The sequence below is a fragment of the Streptococcus sanguinis genome (assembly GCF_020729725.1).
Lineage (GTDB): Bacteria > Bacillota > Bacilli > Lactobacillales > Streptococcaceae > Streptococcus > Streptococcus sanguinis_V.
Map to the genome: position 1 here is coordinate 528,779 of NZ_JAJEPA010000005.1, position 24,880 is coordinate 553,658.

A 24,880-nucleotide genomic window follows, 5' to 3' on the forward strand; every position below is an offset into this window, starting at 1 on the left:
TATAAGACTAACAAACTAATCAGCCAACTAATCATGTTATGATATAAAAGATAATGCTGGAATAAACGCCTACAATTACTATATAAGACTTCATAGATGAGAGTATCTTTTGGAAATTTATATGTAAGCTACCCAGATCTCTTCTTCGAACTTATGTAATTGATATGTTAGGCATTAAATACTGCACAAACTACTCCACGATGGATTCTCATATATGCATTAGCATTTTCTTGAGCTGTCCGACGTTGAGCATGCCACGCGCTTTTATATTTATTTGAACATTGCCATACATAGCCCCAACCACCTTCGACAGTAGCAAGCGTATTTTCATCCAGCACATCAAACTGTGACATTACTTTTGTATCCATAATAGATACCTCCTATTATTTTTCTTGTGCATCGCGACCACACCTAAAGTATAACATTTTTCCTAAAAATTGTAAGGTCAAAATCATGAATAGCTATTATTTACTCCTAAACGGTAATTGATAAAATTTTTTTAAAATTTTACCATTTAGGATAACATAACAACCATTTGAGATTTTTGAGACCGTTTTACTCTAAATCGTGCGATAATATGAATGCATATATAGTAGGAGAAAGGAAGATTATTTTATGTTCAAATATCGTAAAAGTTTTGTCCCTCAGATAGATGCTAGAGACTGCGGCATTGCTGCCTTAGCTTCTATTGCAAAATATTATGGTTCCAACTACTCCTTAGCACATCTGCGAGAGCTTGCCAAAACTGACAAGGAAGGCACTACAGCTCTGGGAATTGTCAAGGCCGCAAAGGAGATGGGGTTCGAGACACGAGCGATTAAAGCGGATATGTCGCTCTTTGAACTATCTGATATGCCCTATCCATTTATTGCTCATGTCAATAAAAATGGTAAACTTCAACACTACTATGTCGTCTACAAAAAAGAAAAGAAGCACCTTATCATCGGAGATCCAGATCCAACGGTCAAAATAACGAGGATGGGCCTAAAACGTTTTGCATCTGAGTGGACTGGAGTGTCAATCTTTCTAGCTCCTGAACCCAGTTACCAGATTCACCGAGACAAAAAAATTGGATTAATGAGTTTTATACCGCTCATTCTAAGACAGAAGTTTTTGATATTCTATATTATTTTATCCAGCCTTCTTGTAACATTGATGAATATAGTGGGTTCTTACTACCTTCAGGGAATTCTAGATGAGTACATTCCCAATCAGATGAAAACAACTCTAGGCATTATTTCTATAGGCCTAATTATCACCTATGTCTTACAGCAATTCATGTCTTTTTCTAGAGACTACCTATTGACTATCCTTAGCCAACGATTGAGTATTGATGTAATTTTATCCTATATCCGCCATATTTTCGAGCTCCCTATGTCCTTCTTTGCAACTAGGCGGACTGGCGAGGTTATTTCCCGATTTACGGATGCTAACTCTATCATTGACGCTCTAGCATCCACTATATTATCTCTCTTTTTAGATTTATCTATCTTAATCATTGTCGGTTGCACTTTATTCCTACAAAATGCTAATTTATTTCTAATGACCTTGCTGGCAATTCCTATTTATATCATCATTATTTTTAGTTTTATGAAATTCTTCGAAAAAATGAATAATGAAGTGATGCAAGCGAACTCCATGGTCAGCTCTGCTATTATTGAAGATATTAATGGTATTGAAACGATTAAATCTTTAACTAGCGAAGAGGTCCGTTACCAAAAAATTGATGGAGAATTTGTAGATTATCTTGATAAGTCCTTTCGGCTCAATAAGTTTTCGATTATACAAAGTTCTTTAAAACAAGGAGCACATCTGATTTTAAATGTATCAATTCTTTGGTTAGGAGCTCAGCTCGTTATGAACAATCATATTTCTATCGGTCAGCTAATTACTTTCAATACCTTGCTTTCCTATTTTACAAATCCGTTAGAAAATATTATCAACCTTCAAACTAAACTCCAATCAGCTAGAGTTGCTAATAATCGACTAAACGAAGTATATCTAGTAGAATCTGAATTTGCAAAAAAACAGCCCATTACAAAAACAAGTGCTTTAGCAGGTGACCTTAGTTTTGATAATGTATCCTACAAGTATGGTTTTGGACGAGATACTTTATCTGATATCCAGCTAACTATCAAAGAAAGGAGCAAGGTTAGCTTAGTCGGTATTAGCGGTTCAGGCAAGACAACTCTCGCTAAACTAATCGTCAACTTTTACGAACCCTATCAAGGTGAAGTTCGTATCAACGGCCATAACCTTAAGACTATTGATAAAAAAATCCTGCGTCAGTATATCAATTACCTTCCTCAACAACCCTATATTTTTAGTGGTTCTATTCTGGAAAATCTAACCCTCGGAGCCAATGAAACTATCAATCAGTCTGACATTATTCAGGCTTGTGAGATTGCAGAAATTCGCTCCGATATAGAGCAAATGCCTATGGGCTATCAGACAGAGCTATCAGATGGAGCTGGATTATCTGGAGGTCAAAAACAACGAATTGCTCTGGCACGCGCACTTTTAACTAAATCACCTGTTCTTATCCTTGATGAAGCAACCAGTGGACTTGATGTCCTAACTGAGAAGAAAGTTATTGATAATCTGATGGCCATGAAAGAAAAAACTATCATCTTTGTAGCTCACCGGCTTAGTATTTCTGAGCGGACTGATCAAGTGATTGTCCTTGACCGCGGCAAAATCATTGAAATCGGCCCTCATAAAGACTTAATGGAACAGGGCGGATTCTATCAACATTTATTTAATAAATAAAAAGGAGGTATACTATGAATCCTAATCTCTTTAAAAGTACTGAGTTTTACAAGAGACGGTACCATAATTTTGCAACGGTTCTGACAATTCCGTTAACCTTATTAGTCATATTCCTAGTTCTATTTTCTTTATTTGCTACAAAAGAGGTGACTGTAACTTCTGTTGGTCAGATTACCCCTACCAATATTGTCGCTTCCATCCAATCAACCAGTGATCACACTGTTAAAGTCAACAATCTCACCGAAAACCAAACTGTCAAAAAGGGAGAACTTCTGATTAGCTACACTGAAACCTTAGAGGCTTCTCAAAAACAAGCTATTGAAACACAGCTCGAACGCTATAAACACCAGAAAGAAGGCTTGGAAACTCTAAAAACTAGCCTGAAGCAAGGAAATAATCTCTTTGGCGATAATGATGAGTTTGGTTATGGTAATATCTATAACAACTTTGTCAACCAAGTCAATGATATCAATCTTGGAATCTCTAAAGCAAATACAGAGGTAAGCAATCAAACCGCTATCGCTAGCAATGCTGTCGCTGCCATTGATAATCAAATATCTAAACTACAAGCCCAAATAAAAGATTATAATGACCTTTACAACGCTATTTCCAACAACTCGTCCAGCTTACCTGAAGGAAACTCTTATCAAGATATGTTTAATTCTTATCTTAATCAGTATAAAGTAAACCAAGATACCAGCATCACCAGCCAATATCTAACACAAATAGGCTCAAATATATCAAGTCTAGAATCCTCTATTTCAAATCTAGAGATACAAAAGGCAGGTACAGGCAGTCCAAGCGTATATGATGGTAGTGCAACAACCAAGATAGAAGTTTTACGAACTCAGTTTATTCAAAATGCAGATCAACAACTAGTAACTATTCAGTCACAAATTACCGATTTAGAGAATCAGCTTAACCAAACAGATGACCAACTTCAAAATAATCAACTAATATCTCCTGAAAATGGTGTTATTCATCTAAATGAATCTTATAAAGGGAAGAACTTATTACCTAAAGGAACTGAAATAGCCCAACTCTATCCACAAATCAAGGAAAATCAAGAAGTCTTTATCAGCTACTATGTAACTTCAGCCTACTTACCTAATCTGAAAAAAGGACAAACTGTCCGCCTCAGTCTGGAAAAAATAGGAAACCAACCACTAGTTATCACTGGGAAAATCAATAGCATTGACCAAACTGCCACCGAGACCAAGGAAGGTAGTGTATTCAAAGTAATAGCCAAAGCTAAGCTCTCCAAGGAAAATAGCAGACTAGTCCGATATGGACTTCAGGGACGCGTAACCAGCGTCATCGCAAAAAAAAGTTATTTTAACTACTATAAAGACAAAATTCTTAATCATAACGAATAAAATTAAATTGGTATAATAAATAACCTACCATTCAGGAATAAATAAAAACTAATTAGGATTTTCTCTGCAAAAACATTAATATTTTTGTTATTCTAATATCATTAAAAACAAGGAGGTTCATATTATGAACAAAAAGAAATTATTTAAGCAATTCAACGCACTATCGCCTGAAGAATTAGAAAATATTTCAGGAGGGGGACAGAATTGGTTAAGAGGGATTTCCAACTGGTTTGAAGCTGTTTTTGGTAGATAATAAAAAATCCAGCCCTCTAATCTAATTATAAATAATAAAAAGCCAATTTCATCAACAAATTGAAATTGGCTTTTTGTTAGATAGAGCTATAAAAAACATTTAACAGTTTTACTTCTATCTCTTGTTTAAATTTGTTATCATGACTAATGGTACGCAGAGAAACATTGGGATAACGACTGATGATATTTTGAACGTTATAAAGGCCAATCCCTCTATTTTCTCCTTTGCTACTAAAGCCCTTTTTAAAAATATTATTGGAATCCACTGAGAAATCTTTTATTGAGTTTTCTATGATAAAAACCTGTTTACCTTCTTGCTCAAGAAAGGCAAAAGAAACTACTGGATGATTAGTTTCAATAGCTGCTTCTATAGCGTTATCAGCCAGTATGGAAACAATGGTGACGAAATCAAGCAATTCAATTCCTCGAAGCTCAATTTCCTGCGGAACTTCTAATCCGGTCTCTATATGCTTACTCTGAGCTTCAAGAAATTTTGCAGATAAGACACTTTTGAGAGCATCGTTATGAATATTAGACAAACGTCCCAGATCGTACTTAGATTGGTTGAGCGATTGACCAGAGTTCTTTAGGACTTGATTATAGATCATTTCAATTGCTGGTAAATCCTGAGTATCAATTCCTAATTTTATACTCTTTAAAATATTGACATAATCATGACGAAAACTTCTTAACTCACTATAAAGCTCCTCAATGTGCTTACTGTAGTCGGACATGTTCCTCAATTGTAATTCTCTTTGCTCACTTAATTGCTGTTGAATTCGTTCTCGCAAATTGCGGTCTAAAATATTAACTGAACTTAGAAAGAGAATAATGTAAATAACTACTATCAGTTCACGATTATACAAGTTAGAAGATTGATGATGCTTTTCTATATAAGTAAAATATTGAACAAATGTATAATAGAAAATCATGGAAATATTTAGAAAAACAATTAATTTTATATCTTTTTTATTTAATTTATATTCCCTCAATCGTTTAAAATTATAGTGCAATAACTGAGGCAGAAATAAGGATAGTAAACTAGCTAAAATTGCTGAAATATATAGAATATATTTATCAGGATTTAACTGAGCCTGGGTATGGGAATGCATTATATTTCTTAAAAAAAAAGAAAAAAGACGGTGTAAAAGATTCCAAAGAACAACTGGAAAGAGACCATAAAATATAGCTAGAACTTTTGGTGTATATTTGTTTATTAGCAATGAAAAAATTAAAAAATATATAGGAATGGTTAAAAAATTAACATATGAAAAAATATTATTCTCAGTAATCAACTCTATGATTGCAAGTAAAATCCCTATAAAATTCAATCCTAAAGTTGCTAATATATATTTTTTCCAATCCATTTTAGCGCCACTGATATTCGAAAAGAGAATAAATAAGGCTAAAGACTGAAATATCAATGCTACAATTTGCAATCCTATGAACACAAATCCCTCTCCTACTTCTAGTATACTACTTCCCTTCTGCTTTTAAGGCTGCCCGCAATCCTTTCATCTTAAGTCGAGAAACATAGCAGCTAGCGCCATTTGGGAAATAAGCTATGTTTTCCAATTTATCTATTTGAGCGATATTGGCTAGATTGACCACATAAGATCGGTGGCAACGATAGAGGCGCTTGTCCTGCTTAACAATCTCAGAAAGCTGTCCATAAAATTCAATGCGCTCTTTCTTCGTATAGAGGATAAGTCTATGGGGAACATCCGATGTTTCAAAAAAGTAAATTTCATTAAAAGGAACTTGAATTTCAGATTTGGAATTTTCAAATAGAAAGGTTTCCTCAGCTTGGAAACTGTCCTTTCTTTTATATAGATAGGCTAGATCCTTTTCAACCTGCTTAATAAAGGCCTCTTCAGACTGCCCTTTATCAATAAAATCAAAAGCTGATACCTGATATCGAAAAGTCAAAGGCATAAACTCTGAGTGAGTTGTCACAAAAACAATCAAAGCATAGGGATCTAACTTACGAATTTGACCAGCTACTTCCAAGCCCTTCTGTGTCTCTTTTTTTATCTCAATATCCAAAAAGAAAATCTGGTGCCTTCCGCGTTCCCTAACAGCATCAAGTAACTTTTGGGGATTGCTGTAGATTTCTAAAAACTGACATTTCCAGCCGTTTTTTTTCAAAATATTCAGAATGGTTGACTCCATATAGAATTGCTGCTTGATATCATCTTCTAACACAAAGATTTTCATCTTATTTTCCTCCTTCCTTAGACCAATGCTTAATAAGACTGGCAAAACTGCGTCTAGAGCAGACAAGTTCTCCTGGGCTAGATTGCTCAAAGAACAAGGTTTTATGCTCCCTGTCAACCCCCTTAACTTTAGCGAGATTAACAAGAGTTTGACGATTACAACGAAACAGGTCTTTAGGATAGCTTTCTGCTAGTTCAGTCAGAGAAGCCCTGAGATTGTAATTTCTTTTTCCGGTCACAATAAGGACGAAATGCGGCTTTTGAGGATGGGACTGGATATAGAAAATTGATGAGAGATCCAACTTCCGAAGAGTGTTGCCGTCTTTAATAACGATTGTAGCCATTTGTCTACCTCCTTTGCTCTAGCATACCACAAGCAAGTTTCCAAAAGGATATAAAATCCTCAATGGTACCTAGAAAGTCTTAAACGGTAGACAGAAAAGATTCTGATGACAGGAAAGGAGCACTAAAGTGTCCATTATTCTCTCCTTTATTTTATCACAAATAAAGGAAAAACTACATTAATATTATAAAAAAGATCGCTCTTTGAGCGATCTTAAGATACATTACTTCCCAACTAAATAGGTATGAGCAAAGCCAAACAGAAAGGCCATGAATTTAAGCGAAATTCCTGCAAAAAGTACACCTGAAAAATGCATTGGAAGAGGATTTATTACTATAACTAATAGTAACTTGTTTGTAGACAAGCTTTTAGATTGGTTTTCTGGAATTTTCTTTTTAAAATATGAATGAAAAAATAGAAAGCTAACAATAATCAATCCAACACCCAGTAATATCAAAACTCTTAACTAGCTAGAAACTTCTTTAGAAAATAATGCAATCATAACTAGTAGTTTTAAAAGTTAAGTAGGACTCTAAATATCTGACATCACAAATTCATCCTACTTTACCTTGCCAAAGAAAAAAGTTAAACTTTTAAATTATCTATTTTTAAGACTCTTTCCACTTCAATTAATATGATTATTATTAACATCCACCATTATTTCTAGATCCAGATAAACCATCAAAGAACCCACATATTGAGCTTAAAAATTCTGACCAACTAGGCAAAATAGGAAAAACACTTCCACCAACTACTTCTTCCATTTCTTTTTCATTTAACATTTTTATTTTCATCTTTTTACCTCCCAAGAACTAATTACAAATTAACGGTGAGCAAAATCCCGCTTTGAGAACAGGAAATTGTCCAATCCGTTTGCCTACTTTATAGAAAAAGTTGTATGAGGTATTGTCGTCACCTCCCAAAACAGCTGTCAGAGCATTGTCATCCATTATTTCAAAATAAAATTCTTTTTTTGAGTCCATAAAAAACTCCTTTCAAAATTTGAGAATTGACTAAATCGCTTTTAAATTATCTTTTTAGCCAAATTCATTTTAATAATTTCCCCTCGCGAGTGGTACTTAAAATATACTACTTTTTCTTAAAAATAAGATAATAAAATCCTAAACAGTCTGTATTTACTCCTAAATAATTATTTTTACGAGATTCACAATAACCCTACAACCTATCTTTTGTCTTATTTCAATCGGCACAGCATCAAATAATCATCTTCCCTCTCTTCAACCGTGACAAAGCCTAATCTTTTATAAAAGTGAGCGGCGGGATTATCTTTGGAAACGGAGAGGGAGACACTTGGGTAGCCTTTGGCCTTGAGCAAGTCCAGCATGGCCATCATCAACTGCTGGCCTAGTCCTTGCCCTCTGAAGTCAGGCAGGAATGAAATGGATAGAGAGGGTGTCTGGTCGTCAAAATAGCCGTAATCTTTCATGATGCAAACCCAAACAGCTCCGACCAGCTGGCCGTTCACTTCTGCTGCTAAAGCCCAATCATCTGGCTGCTGACCAAAATCCTTGATATACATCTCTAGTTCTGGCTCTTTCAAGATACTTCTGGGCAGCTACTCTAGACCTGATGGAATAAAAATAGCTTGGTAAAGAAATTCCTCTAAGAGCGGGATTTCCTATTGTTTTAAGGGTCTAATCTCAGTCATGACTTCTCCTTCTAGATCAACTGCTCCTCGCCTATGCCGGTCTCCGCTAAGATTTTGGCAACTCGGTCAAATTGCAAGCGGAAATGCTCCAGCTTGTGGCCGTCTGATCCCACTGAAAAGCGCTGACCGCCCAGCTCCTTAACTAGAGAAAGAGCGTAGATATAGAGTTCCTCGTGACCATATAGATACATGGACTTGCAGTTAAGCTCAAAGGCCAGACCATAATCAATCATCTTTTGAAAAAGATGTCGCAGCTCTGGTTCAAAAAATTTTAACTCCTCTACGGTAAGCTTAAATTTTCGGAAACCATAGTCAAAGTGAGCTAGTACATCTGCTGGCACAGCCTCAATAGCCTCTTTTAACTCTCTCAGGTAACGGGGAATCAGCTCCATCTTATCCAGCTGCAGGACTGGCTCTTCCAGATAGTCAAAGCTGCCATTGTGGTGGACAGACAGGAGCTTGAGGTCATAATCCTTGTCCGCTAGGAAAGATAGGATATCGTCTTTACGCGGAGCGTAATAGCCAATTTCAATCCCCTTTTTGATGCGGTTGCCATATTGCTGGTTCAGCTCTGCTATTTTTGCTGAATAGGCCGCATAGTCAGGCACATCATCATGAGGCGAGGCTGCTTCGTAGGGGTAGGGATTAGACAAATCATAGTGCTCGGTGGTGACAATCTCGCCCTCATAATGGTCCAGATAGTCACAGAAATCTGCCTCAGAATCATAGGAAAAATAGGTATGAAGATGGTTGTCGCGCATGCTGGACCGCCTTTCTGCAAATCTTATATCCGTTTAGTATTGGTTAATTTCAGGCCGGTCATGAATCCGGCTCTGCTTGCCCTGACGGGCCTGGAGGACGGCCTCTATCTCTTTTAGACTGACGCCAGTCTCGACGAGAGCAACCGCCAGATGGTAGAGCAGATCAGCTGTCTCATTGGCCATCTCGTCTTTGTCAGCATTTTTAGCAGCAATGACCACTTCTGTCGCTTCTTCACCGACTTTTTTTAGAATCTTGTCCAGCCCCTTGTCATAGAGATAGCTGGTATAGGAGCCTTCCTTGGGCTCTTTTTTGCGTTTGAGGGCTTCTTGATAGAGGGTTTCTAGCATAGTATCTCCTTGTTACTGTCCTTATTTTACTATAAAAAGCAATTCTTTCCAATTGCAGGCTGGTGGCTTGATACTGACTTCTTAGTTTTATTCTTGCATTTACCAAGTACTAAAGTAAGGGAGCTTTTAGTCAATTTTGCCGTCTTCTTCATCCCAGATTGTATGAAAAAAGCAGGATTTGGCACCGGTGTGGCAGGCTGCTCCCAGCTGGTCTACCTCGATCAGCAGGGTATCTTGGTCGCAGTCAGCTGTGATTTTTTTGACAGTCTGATAGTGGCCGCTGGTGGCTCCCTTATGCCAAAGTTCCTGACGTGACCGGCTCCAGTACCACATCTGACCACTGGTGCGGGTCAGATGGTAGGCTTCTTCATTGAGATAGGCCAGCATGAGGACTTCTTTGCTAGTGTGGTCTAGGATAATGGCAGGTATAAGACCGCCTTGCTTTTGAAAATCTAACTTCACTTCTGTCATTAGATGCGCACCTCCAACCCAGCTGCCTGCATGGCTTTTTTGGTCTCTGAGATGGAGACCTGACCATAATGGAAAATTGAAGCTGCCAAGGCACCTGTCGCTGCAGTCTTTTCAAAAACTTCTAGGATATGCTGGCTACTGCCAGCACCACCAGAGGCGATGATAGGAACGGAAACCACTTGAGAGACGGCTTCCAGCATAGGCAAGTCAAAACCGGACTTGGTCCCGTCCTTGTCCATACTTGTCAGAAGAATTTCCCCCGCTCCAAGACCGACGGCTTCTTGAACCCAGTCTAACAGGTCGCGACCGCTGTCCTTGCGGCCGCCAGCTAGATAGACATGCCAGCTGCCATCCGCTTCTTTCTTAGCATCCACGGCCAGCACCACACATTGGCTGCCGAATTTCTCAGCGCAGTCAGCCAAAAGCTGAGGATTTGCCAGTGCTGAGGAATTAACTGCAACCTTATCCGCACCAGCCTGCAGCATCCGCTTCATGTCCTCAACCGTGCGAATGCCGCCCCCGACGGTAAAGGGAATGAAAACCTGCTCCGCCACGCGCCGGACCATCTCGACCGTCGTGTCCCGCTCCTCATGGGTGGCGGTGATGTCCAGAAAGACCAACTCATCGCAGCCAGCTTCATAGTAAGCCTTGGCCGCATCAACTGGATCTCCCACATCAGTCAGATTGACAAAGTTGATGCCCTTGACCACCCGACCGTCCTTGACATCCAGACAGGGAATGATTCTTTTTTTCAGCATGGCTAGCCCCTTTCTGCTTCCTTAATCTGCTCTAGGCTAATTCGTCCACTATAGTAGGCCTTACCAACAATGGCACCAGCCAAGCCCAGTTTTTTCAGTTCATCTAAGTCATCCGCTGACTGGATGCCGCCAGAAGCAATGACTTGAGCATGCTGGAGAGCTGCCAGCAATTTTTGATAATGCTGGATATTGGGGCCAGTGAGAGTCCCGTCTCTGTCCACATCTGTATAGACGAAGAGACGGACACCGATTTTTTCCATGGCCAGCGCCAGACTGATATAGTCCTGACTGCTGGTTTCTAGCCAGCCCTCAGTCGCAACTAGACCCTCTTTCGCATCAATGCCAATCACGATTTTGCTGCTTCCAAAGCGCTCCAGCGCAGCCTCAACAAATTCAGGATTCTTAACAGCCATAGAGCCAATAATGACACGGTCAATGCCAACCGCCAGGTAATCTTCAATCTGCTCCAGACTGCGGATGCCGCCCCCGACTTGGATAGCTAGACCAGTTTCCGCTTTAATCTGGGCAATCAAATCTCGATTGGCCGCCCGACCTTCTAAGGCCCCGTCCAAGTCAACCACATGAATCATGGTAACCCCAGCTTCTTTGAAAACTCGAGCTTGCTCCAAGACATCGGGATTGACTACCGTCTTCTGACTAAAATCCCCTTTTAAAAGGCGGACGGCCTGACCGTCTTTGATATCAATAGCGGGCAGTATTTTCATAGACATACTCCTTAAACTTCTCTAGGATACCGAGGCCAACAGCACCAGACTTTTCTGGGTGAAACTGGCAGCCAAAGACCGATCCTCGGTGAATCATGGCTGGGATAGGTAACCCATAATCAGACGTTACATCCAAGTACTCCTCCGGAACATCCGTATAGTAGCTATGGACAAAATAGACTGACTGGCCCTCAAGACCAGCTGTCAAAGCAGACGACTGCTGGATCTGTAAGTCATTCCAGCCCATGTGGGGCACAGGCAGACCAGCCTGGTCCGGAATCCGACGGCAAACACCGGGAATCAAGCCCAGTCCAGAGCTTTGACCATTCTCTAATCCAGACTCCAGCAGGAGCTGCATGCCTAAGCAAATGCCCAAGAGAGTTTTGCCATCAGCCACAGCCTGCTGGATAACGGAGACCAGTCCTCGCCTTTCCAACTCCTGCATGGCAGTAGGAAAAGCACCGACACCTGGTAAAATCAAACCATCGGCAGCTAAAATTTCTTGCGGATCAGCTGACAGGCGCGCTTCTAGTCCGACCTGAGCCAGAGCACGGAGGACATTTGCTGTATTTCCTGCGTCATAATCAATTACAATCATCATCTCTACATCAACTCCTTTCACTCAGAAGGACAAGCTAGAGCAAGCCCTTGGTGGAGTTGATTCCATGAATCTCTGGATTTATGGTAATAGCCTCCCGCAGAGCTCGTCCAGTCGCTTTAAAGAGGCTTTCCGCCTTATGGTGACTGTTCTTGCCATGAAGGATTTTCAGGTGCAGATTCATCTGCAGATTAAAGGCTAGGGCTTGGAAAAATTCCTCCACCAGCTCGGTATCAAAATTCCCTAGCTTGGGATTATCAAAATCCGCCTCAAAGACCAGATAGGAGCGACCGGATATGTCCAGACTGACCATGCCTAGAGTTTCATCCATAGGCACAAAGCTTGTACCGTAGCGGTTGATGCCGGCCTTGTCTCCCAAAGCCTGACGCAGAGCCTGTCCTAATACGATGCCCACATCCTCGACCGTATGGTGGCTGTCCACCCAAAGGTCGCCTTCAGCCTTGACCGTCAGAGAAATTCGACTGTGGCGGGCAAAAAGAGTCAGCATATGGTCAAAGAATCCGACACCGGTCTCGATAGCTACCGGCTCCTGTTGATCAAGATTGACAGCCAGTTCAATATCGGTCTCCTGTGTTTTACGCTTGATTTCAGCTTGTCTCATGGCAACTCCTTTTATTTTTCCTGTCTGCGGGCTTCGATGGCCTTGGCATGTCCCTGCAGACCTTCTGCATAGGCCAGACTGGTAATATCCTTGTCAGCCGCCCCTACAGCAGCACGGCTGTACTGGGTGTACTGGATGCGCTTGATGAAGTCATAGACACCCAGAGCTGATGAAAAACGGCTGGTGCTGGTTGTCGGTAAAACGTGGTTGGCTCCCGCATAGTAGTCACCGATTGGCTCGCTGGTATAGTGTCCCAGAAAGACAGAGCCAGCATTTTCAACCTGATCCAGATAGCTGTAAGCATCGTCCATGGCAATCTCCAAATGCTCCGGTGCCACCTGATTCATGAGTTCAAACATAGCTTCCTTAGAAGGCGCAAGGATGATACGGCCGTTGTTCTCAATCGAAGCACGCGCGATTTCCTCCCGCGGCAGCTCTTTCAGCTGTCTGTCGAGCTCTGCTTCCACTTGATCAGCCAGTTCCTCCGAGTCGGTCACCAGAATAGCCCGAGCCAGCTTGTCGTGCTCAGCTTGCGATAGAAGGTCGGCAGCCACATAGACTGGACTGGCTGAACTATCTGCAATTACTCCAATCTCCGAGGGTCCAGCAATCATGTCAATCCCCACGACACCATAAACCATCTTCTTGGCTGTGGCCACAAAGATATTGCCTGGTCCAGTTATCTTATCCACCTTGGGAATGGTCTCCGTTCCATAAGCCAGGGCTGCTACGCCTTGGGCTCCGCCAATTTGGAAAATCCGATCCACACCAGCAAGCTTGGCAGCGACCAAAATCGCTGGCGTAAAGTGTTCCTGAGGTGGTGTAATCATGATGATTTCTTTGACACCGGCAATCTTAGCTGGGATAACATTCATGAGAACGGAGGACGGATATGCTGCGGTGCCCCCAGGTACATAGGTGCCAACCCGCTCAATCGGCCGAATCAACTGACCACGAACAACGCCCTCACTGGGACTATCCTCAAAACCAGTCTCCAACTGCTGGCGGTGGTAGGATTCAATATTAGCTTGGGCATTTTTCAGGGCGGTCAAGACCTCTGGATCAATCTCCTCAAAAGCTTGGTCAATCAGCTCCTGCCCAATCTCAAAGTCTGTCACCTCAACCTTGTCAAAAAGCATGGTATAGTCTCTTAAAGCTTGGTCACCGTCTTGTTTGACCGTTTCAATAATCTCAGCCACCGCTTCTTCCACATCTAAGTTCTGCTGGCTGAGCTGCAGCTGCTCTTCGTATAAAATCCGTGAAATTTCTTCGTTACTACCGCTTAAACGCTTAATAATTGTCATTTAAAAGCCACCTCTCTTCTTCCTACTAGGGATTCAATCTTTGCCACAAAAGGCATGATATCCGGGTTATTTTTCAGGGAAGCCTGATTAGCAATGAGCCGGGCCGACACCCGACAAATGTCTTCAAAAACCAGCAGGCCGTTAGCTGACAGGGTATGCCCCGTCTCCACAATATCAACAATGGCATCCGCCAGACCCAGCACCGGTGAAATCTCCACACTGCCTTGGATGGAGATGATTTCCACATCTTCCCCTTTCTGATTAAAATAATCAGTCGCCACTGTTGGGTACTTGGTCGCAATCCGCTTGCGTTTGTGATCATGAGGGTCATAGCTGGGCACCGAGGCCAGTGAGAATTTACAAAGGCCAAAGTTCAGATCCAGCAGCTCCAGATAGCCAGTCGGATGCTCAAAGAGAATATCCTTGCCGACAATGCCCAAATCAGCGACTCCGTGGCGCACATAGGTCGTCACGTCAGGCCCTTTGACCAAGAGAAAGCGAAAACAGCTGTCTGAACTTTCGAAAATCAAGCTGCGCCCCTTGTCTGCCATGAAGGACATATCAAAGCCAGCCTGGGTCAAGAGCTTGACCGTATCTTCCTCAATCCGCCCCTTGGTCAGGGCAATGGTAATCTGACTCATCTGCTGTCACCTTCCTTTCCGCCCTCGTCTGGTAGGTCATCATGAATAGCCTGATAGACACTGTCAATGTCTAGGGACCAGCCAATAGCTGTCAGCTCTGCTGCCCCGAAGCGCTTGAAAAGCTGGTCATAGCGACCACCAGATAGAAAAGCATCTGGCACTCGGTCGCCAAAGACCTTGAAGGTAAGGCCAGTATAGTAAGGCATGGCCGCTACCTGCCCCAAGTCCATGGTTGTCTGCTCCAGCAAGCCTGAAAGGCTCTGCAAAACTTGCTCCACATCATCTAAAGCCGTCAATATCCGCTCGTTGTCAACTATCTCTCTAGCCCTAGCTAAAACCTGTTGGCTAGGACCAAACAAATAGGGCAGCTCCTGCAAAAAATCATCAAATTCACTAGGTCTGGTCTGGGTGAATTCAAAGAGTCCCGTCCTATTTTTCTTGCGAATATAATCTAGCAGCTGGGCCTCCTCCTGCGAATCCAAGGTCAAACTCTCTAGGATTGTCTGCAGGATTGCTGCATGAGAAAACTCGAACTGATAAGACTTAACCTGCGCTAAATCCAGCGACTGCTTGGCTGTCTTGATAGCCTCAAGCACCGCCTCGCGAGCTGGATAGCCAATAATCTCAATACCAGCTTGGCTGAGCTCGTTGGCAAGACCACGCAGCTCTTCTTGATAGTGAAAGACCTTGCCCGAATAGGAAAACTTGGTCGGCGTATGCACCCTAGTCGAAGCAATAACCCGACCAATCTGGCTGGTCACATCTGGCCTCAGCACCAATAGCTCGCCTTTTTTATCGAAAAGATGATAATGATGGGGCTCCACATGGTCACTGAAAACCTCGAAATGCTCCAAAGTCGGCGTGTCAATCCGATTGAAGCCCTGAGCCATCAGAAAATCACTGATGTCCCGCTCAATCTCGTAGGTCACACGCGCCCTCTTGAAAAGCTTGTCATGCATGCCAATCGGAAGGGTGATTTTATTCATAGGCTGCTTTCCTTTCTTGCTCTATTCTTACACCGGCTGGCTTTGAGTCAAACTCTCAGCTGCTGCAAATTTCTTTGATAGCTGCTAGAACTGTCTCCATCTCCTCTCGCCGTCCGATAGAGATGCGTAAAAAGTCTTTGATTCGTTCCGCTTTTGGAAAATACCGCACATAAATCCGACGCTCCTCTAGCTGCTGGAAAAGCTCTGCTGCAGAGATTCTAGTAGGCTGGGCTAGGACAAAGTTGTTCTGACTGGGCAGGACTTGGAAATCCAGCGCAGCCAATTCCCCAGCAAACCAATCTCGGGTCTCTTGAATGGCTCTACCGGTCTCCATATAATAATCCCAATCTTCAACGGCCGCAAGGGCTAAGCGCTCTGCTAACATATCCACTGAATAAGGATTGATGGAGTCCTTAACAGCTTTCATGACAGCTATTAAGTCTGAATGGCCAATGCCGTAGCCCACCCGCAGACCAGCCAAGGCCGCATCCTTGGAAAAGGTTCGTGTGATAAAGAGGTTGGGATAGGTTTCTAGAAGAGGCAGGGCAGATTGACCACCAAAGTGAATATAAGCCTCATCCACCACCACGACCACATCCTGATTGGACGCCAGAATTTCCTCCAACTGATCCAGCGGCAGATAAATCCCCGTCGGAGCATTAGGATTGGCTAGAATAATACCGCCATTGTCTCCAAAATAATCTGACGGATGGACCTCAAAATCATCTGTCAAAGGGATTTCTCGAAAAGGCACGTGGTAGAGGTCCGCCCAGACCTTGTAAAAACCATAGGTCAAGTCCGGAAATAAGACTGACTCGCCGCTGTTAAAGAAGGCCAGGAAAGCCATGGACAAGATGTCGTCACTCCCATTGCCGATAATGAGCTGGTCGGGCGATACACCCAAATTCGTCGCCAAAGCTTGACAGAGCTCCGCCTGATCCAAACTGGAATACTTGCGCAACTCTTGGGCATCAAAGTTCTGTAGAGCATCTGCCACTTTAGGACTTGGTCCGTAAGCATTTTCATTGGTATTAAGCTTAATCATATCTGGCTCATTGGGCTGCTGCCCTGCTACATAGGGATTGATCTGCCTGAGACCTTTTAGCTTAACCATCTTGCCACCTCTCTTTCACACATTAGCCATTATCTGACTCTGATTATCTTTTAGAACTTCTAATAAATGAAAGACGAAATTTACCGCTTTAGTAAAGGAAAATAAGGGAATCCTATGATTTAAAAATAATAAAAAGCCCTCGCAAAAAAACTTTGCAAGGACGTTGACACGCGGTTCCACCTTTATTCAGACCTCAGTCGCCTGAGGACCCTCTGGGAGTACGAGACTCCAGATTGATAACGGCAATCAGCCGTCGGACACTAGTCTCAGACTGCTGACTGATTTCGCATCCGCACTCAAGAATGTGTCGTCTAAGGATTGCATGCTATCTCACCATTAGGCACTCTCTGTTTCTTGTCTTAGACTTTTTCTCTCATCGCTTTCAATTTATTGTTGACTATTCTACATGAATTTTTATTAAAAAGCAAGAGGAAAATTGAAAAAAATTAATTATTTTTTCCTTTCTAAATAAATTAACGTTCTTTCAGCATAGAGCTAGACAAATCCAACAGATTAATTGCTGTTTCAAAATGCTCCCCCATCAGGTCATAGACAGCATCTTCGCTTAAGACGCCGCAAGCTATATTTTCAGGGAAATCCGGTCCATTCGAGAACTCTAAATCATCAAAAAATTCCTGACCAGTATAGTAGTCCCTCAACTGAATATAATCTGACTGGCAGTGCTCCAACTCAGCTAAAGCTTCCTGGGCTCTTGCCAATACCTGAGAATATTTATTCAGGTGCTTTTCCATTTTTTGAATGCGTTCTAACTGTTCCACAGGCTTCCTTCCTTTCTGGACACGACAAAATAATCAATTCACCTGAACCACCTGCAGCTGTTCACCACCTAGCAAAATCAAATATTTTTCAATCTGCGAAATGCCATAAGAACGGCTGAGAGCTTGAGCATATAAGTCTAGCTGGCTTCGGTAGCGAGCAATCAACTCAGATGGGGCCTTGTATTTATCCGTCTTGTAGTCAAAGAGAATTATCCGGTCTTCAAATAGCAGGTAACCATCCAAAATCCCCCGCAAAACAAATTCCTGACCGCTGGCCTCATCTCTCTTGAGCATGGCAAACGGTGCTTCTCGACGAACTCTGTCACTGTTCTCAATCAAGAGTCGCCCCAAATCCGTCTCGAAAAACGATGCAATCTTAGACAGCTGAATCTGCTTTTTAACCGCTTCATCGGCCTGAACCTGAGCCAAGGCAGAACGAAGTACAGCCATACTGGGACGGCTATCCAAAGGAATCCGCTGCATGAGTTCATGAACGGCACTGCCGACTTGAGCCCCAGTCACTTTGGCTTTTCTGCCAAAATCAGGCAACTCAAAGCTAGGCTGAGGCCGAAAAGCTGCTCGCTCATCCATGATATCCAGACCATCTGTATCCATGATGGGCTCATAGAATTTCTTAATCTGGCTTGGAGTTCGCACACTAGGCAGCTCAATGGCAGAGCGATACTGGCTATTCAGTCGATCCACGCTTTCTAAAATATCCAGAGCCCGACGGATATCATCCGACTGACGATTATCTGCCAAATCATCCGCTGGAAAGAGCACAGGCTCATTAATTCGCCCTATCTCTTCAGCAGTTAGCTCCTCATCAGTGACAAAACGAGTCTCGTAGGCAAGATTCTCATCGGAAAAAACAGCCTGAATGGCATAGAGCCAGTCTTGGAAATTGTTGAGCTGGCTGCGCAGACTGGCAGACAAACGCCCTTGTTGGCTCTTGCCCCACTGACGCTTTTTCAAGGCCTCTTGACCGCCCTTACCGACCAGATAAAGCTTGGTTTCAGCCCGCGTCATGGCCACATAAAGCAAACGCATCTGCTCAGACAGACTGGCCAACTGCAGCTCCGCTAGATTCTGCTGATAAGGCAGCGTATCCATGGAAATGCGCAGCTGATTAGGCGCATAAGGATCTTCCACAGACACCGATACATCCGCCACATACTTGATGCCAACTCCCTTGGTCCGGCTAAGGATAATAGCAGAGCTACTATCCTGACGGTTGAAGGCCTTGTCCATATTGAGCAGGAAGACATACTTGAACTCCAGCCCCTTACTCTTATGAATGGTCATGAGACGAACGGCGTCCTTAGGCGCCGCCACTGGCACACTGGCTAGATCATGCTGATTTTCCAAGATACGGTCTATCATCCCGATAAAGCGAGAAAGGCCTTTAAAGCTAGACTTTTCATACTCATTGGCCCGCAAAGAGAGGGCATAGAGATTGGCCTGTCTCTGGGCACCATTGGCTAGAGTTCCCACCATGTCATAGTAGAAACGGTCCTGATAAATCTTCCAAAGCAAATCATACAGGGAATGCGTCTTGGAATAGGTCCGCCAGCTTTGTAGGGTCTCATGGAAATGCTGCAGTTTTTTCTGCAGTTCCTGAGTGACTAAATCAGAGTTCAAACCTCTTCCTTGAAGGGCATTAACCAGCTTTTCATAAAGATTTTCCTGAGAATGCTCTTGACTGGCCTGCAGGGACAGCCGAGCCAGCTCGTCCTCACCAAGGTCAAACATGGGAGACTTGAGAAGGGCAGTCAGGGCATAGTCATTCAGTGGATTATTGATGGTCCGAAGGGTATCCAGCATAACCAAAACCTCCACTGACTGCAGATAGTTTGCGGCGCCATCATCTGGTACCAGCGGAATCTGGTGCTGTTCAAAGGCAGCTAAAATCAAATCATTACGGGTTCTGGATGCCGTCAGAAGCGTAATATCTTTAAAAGCCACTCCTTCTTCATTGTGCAGGCGGATGATTTCCTTGATGACTAGGTCCACTTCCCCAGCTGATACTGCCTGCGGCAAGCCCTCATCAACCTCCTCTTCCAGGCTCTCCTTGGATCCTTCATAGATTAAGAAGGAAGCGCGGTTAGCTGGATTAGGCTCGCGTTTGGATGGATTGCCAGCCACCAGATAGTGGGTTTCATTGTAGTCAATTTCACCGACTTCTTCATCCATCAGGCGTTTGAAAACATCGTTGGTTGCTTCCAGCACCTCAAGATGACTACGGAAATTTTCCTTGAGGACGATTAGCTTGCCCTGACTGCTATCCTCTTGATAAGCCTTAAACTTATCACTGAAAATCTGCGGATCCGCTTGACGGAAGCGGTAGATAGACTGCTTGATATCACCTACCATAAAGCGATTTTGCCCTCTGGAAAGCAAGTCCAGCATGCGCTCCTGCGTGTGGTTGGTATCCTGATACTCATCCACCATGACCTCGTGGTAGCGTTCCTGATAAAAGCGACGCACCTCTGGGAATCTCTCTAAAATCTCAATAGCAAAATGGCTGATATCACCAAATTCAAAGGTATTTTCCGCCTTCTTACGCTCCAAGTAAGCCTGTGCAAAATCCGCCACAAAATCCCGCAGAAGCTCAACTAGAGGCAGGCACTCATCCTGATGCTGCTCAATAAAGTCCAGTTGATAAAGCTGCTGGTCAAAGCTGCGTAGCTGCTCAATCATAGGCTTCCTGGCTTCATTGTAATCCTTGGCCATTTCTTTTTTGAGCTCGTCTGCTTTCTTGCCAACCCGAGCTGTAAAGGCTTGGCCATTGGACAGTTGGGAAAGTGCTACAATCTGCTTGAGAACCTGAGCTGTTTCTTCTATCGGTGACAATTCATTCAGCCCTGCTAAGGCGGTCAGAGCGTCTTGGACATTCTCCTGATACTTGGCGCCCGCAAACTCTCTTCCTTCATGCTCCAGATGGGAAGAAAAGAAAGCTTCCAGCTCCCAAAGGGCTGATTTGATTTGACCGAATATCCGCTCTCTCTCTGCTGCAAAGTCACTGTGCTCATAGCCATAGAGGAAGGTTTCTTCCAGCCAGCGCTGAGGACTGCTGGTTGACTGCAGAAAACTGTAAATCCGATAAACTTGCTCCCGGAAACTTGATAAATCCTTCCGCTTACCAGTAAAATTCTTAACCAAACGGCTAAACAAAGCCTGACGCTCGCTGTCATAGTAACGATCAAATACTTGGCTAAAGACTTCATTTTGCAGAATCAGCTGCTCACTGGCAGACTGGAGAATCCGAAAGTTCGGTGCCAAACCAAGCAGGTAACCATAGCGACTAAACACTTTCTGGGTAAAGGCGTCCATGGTACCAATATCGGCATTGGGCAGATCAGCTAATTGCTGGGTCAAATGTTGCTTGAGTTCAGGACTCTTGGCCTCCTTCAAGGCCTGGCCCAATTCCTTCTCCAGCCTCTCTTTTAGCTCGCCTGCCGCCTTGACGGTAAAGGTTGAGATAAAGAGCTGCCTGACAGCAACACCTCTAAGAATCTGGTCTATAATCCGCTGGACCATGACAAAGGTTTTCCCTGATCCAGCTGATGCAGAGACTAAGATGTTTTGACCTGAGGAATAGATAGCCTCAATCTGCTCAGCAGTCCGTTTTTGTTCTTTATTAGAAGTGGCTTCAAAATGCTGTAGCTGACTAATTTCTTCTGGACTTAAAAAAGACTTCTTCCTCATTTTTTCAACTCCTCCCTCATCTTTTCTATCCATGCTTGGCGCAGTTTCTCACCAACTGGACGTTTTTCAAATTTAGTCAAATCTAATTTATCTAACTGTCTGGCTTGGCCTAGGTGGCGATTGGCTTCAAAGCCTGTAATAGACTTAAATTGATCGACGTAAGGTGCTATATTCCGGCCATTTTCTGTGTAGGGATTGATCTCAAAGTGGCCAGCTAGAATGCCTTCAGCTACTTTTTTATAGAGAATTTCATTATAAGCTAGTAAAATAGACAGTTCTTCTTGACTGAGACTATTAACCTTGCTCTTTTCATAAACAGGACCCAAAGAGGCCAGCTTATCTGCTAAAAAGAGCCCCTTGTACTGCATGGTTTTCGCAACTTCCTTGACCGCATCTCCTAGCTCTTTGTTATCTTTAAGGGCAACAATAGGCTCTGTCATTTGCAAGTACATGGCACCAAAAAGATCTCTACCTTCCTGCTGAGCTTGGAGTTCCTGGATAGCCGCTAGATAAGTCGGAAGCTGAGAATTCAGACCATTAAAAAATTTTTCATAGCTAAACTTAGTCTCACTGGACTTATAGTCCACGACTCCCAGACTCCCATCAGCTAGCAAACGGTCAATTCTATCCACCTTGCCTCGAACACTAACAGATCTGCCATCTTCCAAGATAAGGAAAGGCTCTTTACTGTTCCCAAAGACTGTTTCTTCCCCAATCGTTTCAATCCCAGCTGACTGGGCCAGAACTTGGCTCGTTGACTTAGCTGTATCTAGTAGCAACTGACGAGTAAAGAGACTCTCACTAGATTCATTGTAGAGGCTTTCAAATTCAGTCTCCCGCATGGTTTCGTCTATTGCCACCTCTAATCGCTGGTCAAAGTCTCGACTAGTATCCTCCTGAAGTACTTTCTCAAAAATTCGATGCAGAAAATTTCCGTGGCTTCTAGCATCTGGATGAATAGTCCACTCTTCCTGTAATCCCAGAACGTATTTGATGAAATAGCCATATTGATTTTTGAAGTATTCGTTTAAAGCAGAGGCTGAAAGTCGGAGGGGCTGATCTTTTGGATAAAGGGTTTGCAGAGTTTCCGGTTGCAGAGGCTCCGTTTTCAGTTCCTTGCTAATTTGCGGAATACTGATGCCTTCTGCTGCCAATTTCTTGCGGAGAACCCGCACAGCCACTGCCCAAAAAGTCTGCTCCTCTGCTGTCCACTCTCGGTCAATCTCCTCTTGATGGAGCTCGATGATTTGAGACAAGAGAGCTCGGTAGCTGCCAATATCGTCACTAGAAGCCTGAGGCTTTTTGACAATGATGGGCAAGGAAAGCGGAGCTGCAGTCAATTCCAGCAGATAGGTCGACATGCTGTCCTCTACTTCATTGACCAAGGCTGGCGCAGACAAGACCAGCTCTTTTGTGGCAGAATTCATCAGCGACAGGGCTGTGTAGCGATTCTTCTTGAGATTTTCTGAACTGGCAATCTGCAGTTCTGCCTGAGAATCCGTCTCTTCATTAAGTCGAGCCCGATCTTCATCACTGAGCAAACTCTTGTTTTGCGCGATTTTCGGGAAACGCTCCTGGGTCAGTCCAATAGCGTAGACATAAGGTGCTGCTAAAGGCTCTATCAGGTCATAAGACTGGACCTTGACCACATCTACTGTCGCCGGCACTGTCCGATAGTTGGACAAAAGCATACCTGAGAGGAGCAAGGCCAGAAAGTCGTCTAGTTTGACCTTACTATCCGCAAAAACCTGAGCAAACTGCTCTAAGACATGGCTGAAAGCCTTCCAGACTTCCTCATGACGCTCCTGCTCCTGCTGACTTGTTCCCTGTAGCAGAGCTGTCAAATTGTCAGACAAACGGGTTGCTTGGACGAACTCCGTAAACTTAGCTAAGAGTCCCGACGCCGTCTGGCTGCGGGATTTGAAAAAGTCTTGTAGCGGAGTCATGACCCGACGACGAATATGATTGAGACGGTCTAGGTCAAATTTCTCTTGGCTATTGACCGTGAAATCTTTGGCTAGCTTGGCTGCTCCCTTAATGTCCGCAAAACGCAGATATTGCTCAAAATGATCCAGCTCTTCCTGAGTTAAATCTCCGTAGAGCCCTGTCTTTAAGAGGTTGAGCAGGTCTTCCAGTTGGAAATTATAACGCTTGAGTCGCTCCAAGGACTCAACAAACTGAACCAGCGGATGCTGGGCCATCGACTCGCTCCTCCCCAGATAGTAGGGAATCTGATATTGGTCAAAAATAGTCTTGAGCTGAAGCTGGTAGGCTTCCTCATCTCCCAAAAGCAGACGAATATCCTTATAACGCGCCCCATCATGAATTCGCTGCCGGATGGACTTAGCCACATACTCCAGCTCTTCTTTCTGGTTCATAGTAGCCCAGATTTGCAGCTGAGAGCGGTCTTTCTCACTAACTTCAACAGCCGACTCAGAAAAGTCATAGCGACTCTCCAAAATCTTAGAAATCCGCCCAAAGGCATCTTCTGCTTCCGCATGAGGGATATAGTCAGGCTTGACCTGATAGTCCTCGGCCAGCTTTCTCAAAAAATCCACGCTGGCCTGATAGAGATTGCCCTCACGAAAGGCTGCTCGATAGGCTTTTTGGCTGGCATAGGTCCCAATGACAATCTCCACACCTTTCCGATGCAGAAGACCGACTAAGTATTCCTCTTCGGCAGAAAAACGAGTAAAGCCATCAATGACCAGGGCCAAATCTGCCAGCTCCTCATCTGTGTCGCCAGCTAGAATATGCTGGGCAAAAGTAGCAATCTGAGAAGACGAATCAAAATCCCCCTTATTCAGAGCAACAGTTACCGCTGTAAAAATCTTGACCAGATCCTCCCGCTTCTCAGGCTCCTCTAGAAATTCCAAATCCGCAAAGGACATCTGGGCAGTCTGCAGTTCGTGATAAAGATCCATCAGTTGCTGGATAAACTGGGGATCCTTCTTAATCCTGCCATAGACCTTAAGCTCTCCGTCATCTAGCTCTGTCAAGGTCCGATAAATCAGCATTCCCAGACCAATATCGTCCAAACTCTGCCCTTGCCGAACATCATTGAGGACAAAATACCGAGCCATCTGGGCAAAGCGCGTCACTGTAATGGCAAAAGAAGCCTTGTTCTTCAGGCACTCCAAAACCGCCCGCTCCTTCTCAAAAGATAGCGAATTTGGCGCAATATAAAAGACTCGCTTACCAGCCGCCACCAAGCTCTCAGCCTCAGCCACTAAAACCTTGGTCAAAGAATGGCGAATATCTGTATAAAGTAATTTCATAGCCTGCCTTTTCCTCTAGAAAATATAGGAACATTATACCATTTTTGCCAATAATTCTCATGGAGAATAGTCCCAAAACCCGATTAAACCCCATCATCTAAAGATAGTCTTAGTGACCATCCTCATCATGTCCATAAAAAACGAAAAAGCCACTGCTTCCAG

Annotated in this window: 24 protein-coding genes; 3 read left to right on the plus strand and 21 right to left on the minus strand. The window is 43.4% G+C overall.

The features are described 5' to 3' along the window. Positions 1 to 167: 167 nt before the first annotated feature. Positions 168 to 368: a bacteriocin class II family protein gene (locus tag K4I03_RS02560; RefSeq protein ID WP_125337005.1), complete on the minus strand. Its 201-nt coding sequence runs from the start codon at positions 366 to 368 to the stop codon at positions 168 to 170. Positions 369 to 615: 247 nt separating this feature from the next. Between K4I03_RS02560 and K4I03_RS02565 the strand changes: the two genes are divergently transcribed. The 3 genes from K4I03_RS02565 (at position 616) to K4I03_RS02575 (ending at position 4,398) form a co-directional block, all read left to right on the plus strand. Next, entirely contained in the window at positions 616 to 2,769 is a 2,154-nt protein-coding gene (locus K4I03_RS02565; protein WP_227963623.1) for a peptide cleavage/export ABC transporter, read from the plus strand. 14 nt (positions 2,770 to 2,783) lie between these two features. Beyond that, complete coding sequence (locus tag K4I03_RS02570) at positions 2,784 to 4,145, plus strand: bacteriocin secretion accessory protein (RefSeq protein ID WP_227963624.1); 1,362 nt, start codon at positions 2,784 to 2,786, stop codon at positions 4,143 to 4,145. 124 nt (positions 4,146 to 4,269) lie between these two features. Further along, complete coding sequence (locus K4I03_RS02575; protein ID WP_227963625.1) at positions 4,270 to 4,398, plus strand: ComC/BlpC family leader-containing pheromone/bacteriocin; 129 nt, start codon at positions 4,270 to 4,272, stop codon at positions 4,396 to 4,398. Between the two features lie 76 nt (positions 4,399 to 4,474). Here K4I03_RS02575 and K4I03_RS02580 read toward each other — a convergent pair whose 3' ends face one another. The 20 genes from K4I03_RS02580 to rexB form a co-directional block, all read right to left on the minus strand. After that, positions 4,475 to 5,848, minus strand: coding sequence for a sensor histidine kinase (locus tag K4I03_RS02580; protein ID WP_227963626.1), 1,374 nt, complete (start codon positions 5,846 to 5,848; stop codon positions 4,475 to 4,477). Positions 5,849 to 5,873: 25 nt separating this feature from the next. After that, the gene (locus K4I03_RS02585; RefSeq protein ID WP_227963627.1) at positions 5,874 to 6,614 is read right to left on the minus strand and encodes a response regulator transcription factor; all 741 of its coding nucleotides are present in this window, start codon (positions 6,612 to 6,614) and stop codon (positions 5,874 to 5,876) included. Between the two features lies 1 nt (position 6,615). Beyond that, positions 6,616 to 6,957 (minus strand): LytTR family DNA-binding domain-containing protein, encoded by a 342-nt coding sequence (locus K4I03_RS02590; protein ID WP_227963628.1) that lies wholly within the window; start codon positions 6,955 to 6,957, stop codon positions 6,616 to 6,618. Between the two features lie 643 nt (positions 6,958 to 7,600). Then, positions 7,601 to 7,750, minus strand: a complete 150-nt coding sequence (locus K4I03_RS02595) for a hypothetical protein (RefSeq protein ID WP_227963629.1) — start codon at positions 7,748 to 7,750, stop codon at positions 7,601 to 7,603. Positions 7,751 to 7,768: 18 nt separating this feature from the next. Further along, complete coding sequence (locus K4I03_RS02600) at positions 7,769 to 7,939, minus strand: hypothetical protein (protein ID WP_227963630.1); 171 nt, start codon at positions 7,937 to 7,939, stop codon at positions 7,769 to 7,771. Positions 7,940 to 8,151: 212 nt separating this feature from the next. After that, positions 8,152 to 8,517: a GNAT family N-acetyltransferase gene (locus tag K4I03_RS02605; protein ID WP_408643071.1), complete on the minus strand. Its 366-nt coding sequence runs from the start codon at positions 8,515 to 8,517 to the stop codon at positions 8,152 to 8,154. Between the two features lie 119 nt (positions 8,518 to 8,636). Beyond that, positions 8,637 to 9,386 carry a PHP domain-containing protein gene (locus K4I03_RS02610; RefSeq protein WP_227963631.1) on the minus strand — a complete coding sequence of 250 codons (750 nt, stop codon included), beginning with the start codon at positions 9,384 to 9,386 and terminating at the stop codon, positions 8,637 to 8,639. A gap of 33 nt (positions 9,387 to 9,419) precedes the next feature. Further along, positions 9,420 to 9,734: a phosphoribosyl-ATP diphosphatase gene (gene hisE / locus K4I03_RS02615; RefSeq protein WP_227963632.1), complete on the minus strand. Its 315-nt coding sequence runs from the start codon at positions 9,732 to 9,734 to the stop codon at positions 9,420 to 9,422. A gap of 126 nt (positions 9,735 to 9,860) precedes the next feature. Next, positions 9,861 to 10,205, minus strand: coding sequence for a phosphoribosyl-AMP cyclohydrolase (hisI, locus tag K4I03_RS02620; protein ID WP_227963633.1), 345 nt, complete (start codon positions 10,203 to 10,205; stop codon positions 9,861 to 9,863). Further along, on the minus strand, positions 10,205 to 10,963 hold the full coding sequence (gene hisF, locus K4I03_RS02625) for an imidazole glycerol phosphate synthase subunit HisF (RefSeq protein WP_061596616.1): 759 nt from the start codon (positions 10,961 to 10,963) through the stop codon (positions 10,205 to 10,207). The genes hisI and hisF overlap by 1 nt, the downstream gene beginning before the upstream one ends. A 2-nt stretch (positions 10,964 to 10,965) precedes the next feature. Further along, the gene (gene hisA, locus K4I03_RS02630) at positions 10,966 to 11,688 is read right to left on the minus strand and encodes a 1-(5-phosphoribosyl)-5-[(5-phosphoribosylamino)methylideneamino]imidazole-4-carboxamide isomerase (protein ID WP_227963634.1); all 723 of its coding nucleotides are present in this window, start codon (positions 11,686 to 11,688) and stop codon (positions 10,966 to 10,968) included. Further along, positions 11,666 to 12,289 carry an imidazole glycerol phosphate synthase subunit HisH gene (gene hisH / locus K4I03_RS02635; protein WP_227963635.1) on the minus strand — a complete coding sequence of 208 codons (624 nt, stop codon included), beginning with the start codon at positions 12,287 to 12,289 and terminating at the stop codon, positions 11,666 to 11,668. Before hisH ends, hisA begins: the two co-directional genes overlap by 23 nt. A gap of 34 nt (positions 12,290 to 12,323) precedes the next feature. Then, entirely contained in the window at positions 12,324 to 12,908 is a 585-nt protein-coding gene (hisB, locus tag K4I03_RS02640) for an imidazoleglycerol-phosphate dehydratase HisB (protein ID WP_227963636.1), read from the minus strand. An 11-nt stretch (positions 12,909 to 12,919) separates the two neighbouring features. Then, complete coding sequence (gene hisD / locus K4I03_RS02645; RefSeq protein ID WP_227963637.1) at positions 12,920 to 14,212, minus strand: histidinol dehydrogenase; 1,293 nt, start codon at positions 14,210 to 14,212, stop codon at positions 12,920 to 12,922. Further along, complete coding sequence (hisG, locus tag K4I03_RS02650; protein ID WP_002933335.1) at positions 14,209 to 14,853, minus strand: ATP phosphoribosyltransferase; 645 nt, start codon at positions 14,851 to 14,853, stop codon at positions 14,209 to 14,211. The genes hisD and hisG overlap by 4 nt, the downstream gene beginning before the upstream one ends. Further along, positions 14,850 to 15,839 (minus strand): ATP phosphoribosyltransferase regulatory subunit, encoded by a 990-nt coding sequence (locus tag K4I03_RS02655; RefSeq protein WP_227963638.1) that lies wholly within the window; start codon positions 15,837 to 15,839, stop codon positions 14,850 to 14,852. Before K4I03_RS02655 ends, hisG begins: the two co-directional genes overlap by 4 nt. A gap of 55 nt (positions 15,840 to 15,894) precedes the next feature. After that, positions 15,895 to 16,953, minus strand: a complete 1,059-nt coding sequence (gene hisC / locus K4I03_RS02660; RefSeq protein ID WP_227963639.1) for a histidinol-phosphate transaminase — start codon at positions 16,951 to 16,953, stop codon at positions 15,895 to 15,897. Positions 16,954 to 17,426: 473 nt separating this feature from the next. Next, a complete protein-coding gene (locus K4I03_RS02665) occupies positions 17,427 to 17,732 on the minus strand; it encodes a DUF4298 domain-containing protein (protein WP_227963640.1) in 306 nt (101 codons plus the stop codon). A gap of 33 nt (positions 17,733 to 17,765) precedes the next feature. Continuing rightward, entirely contained in the window at positions 17,766 to 21,440 is a 3,675-nt protein-coding gene (addA, locus tag K4I03_RS02670) for a helicase-exonuclease AddAB subunit AddA (protein WP_227963641.1), read from the minus strand. Beyond that, on the minus strand, positions 21,437 to 24,718 hold the full coding sequence (rexB, locus tag K4I03_RS02675; protein ID WP_227963642.1) for an ATP-dependent nuclease subunit B: 3,282 nt from the start codon (positions 24,716 to 24,718) through the stop codon (positions 21,437 to 21,439). Before rexB ends, addA begins: the two co-directional genes overlap by 4 nt. Positions 24,719 to 24,880: the final 162 nt, after the last annotated feature.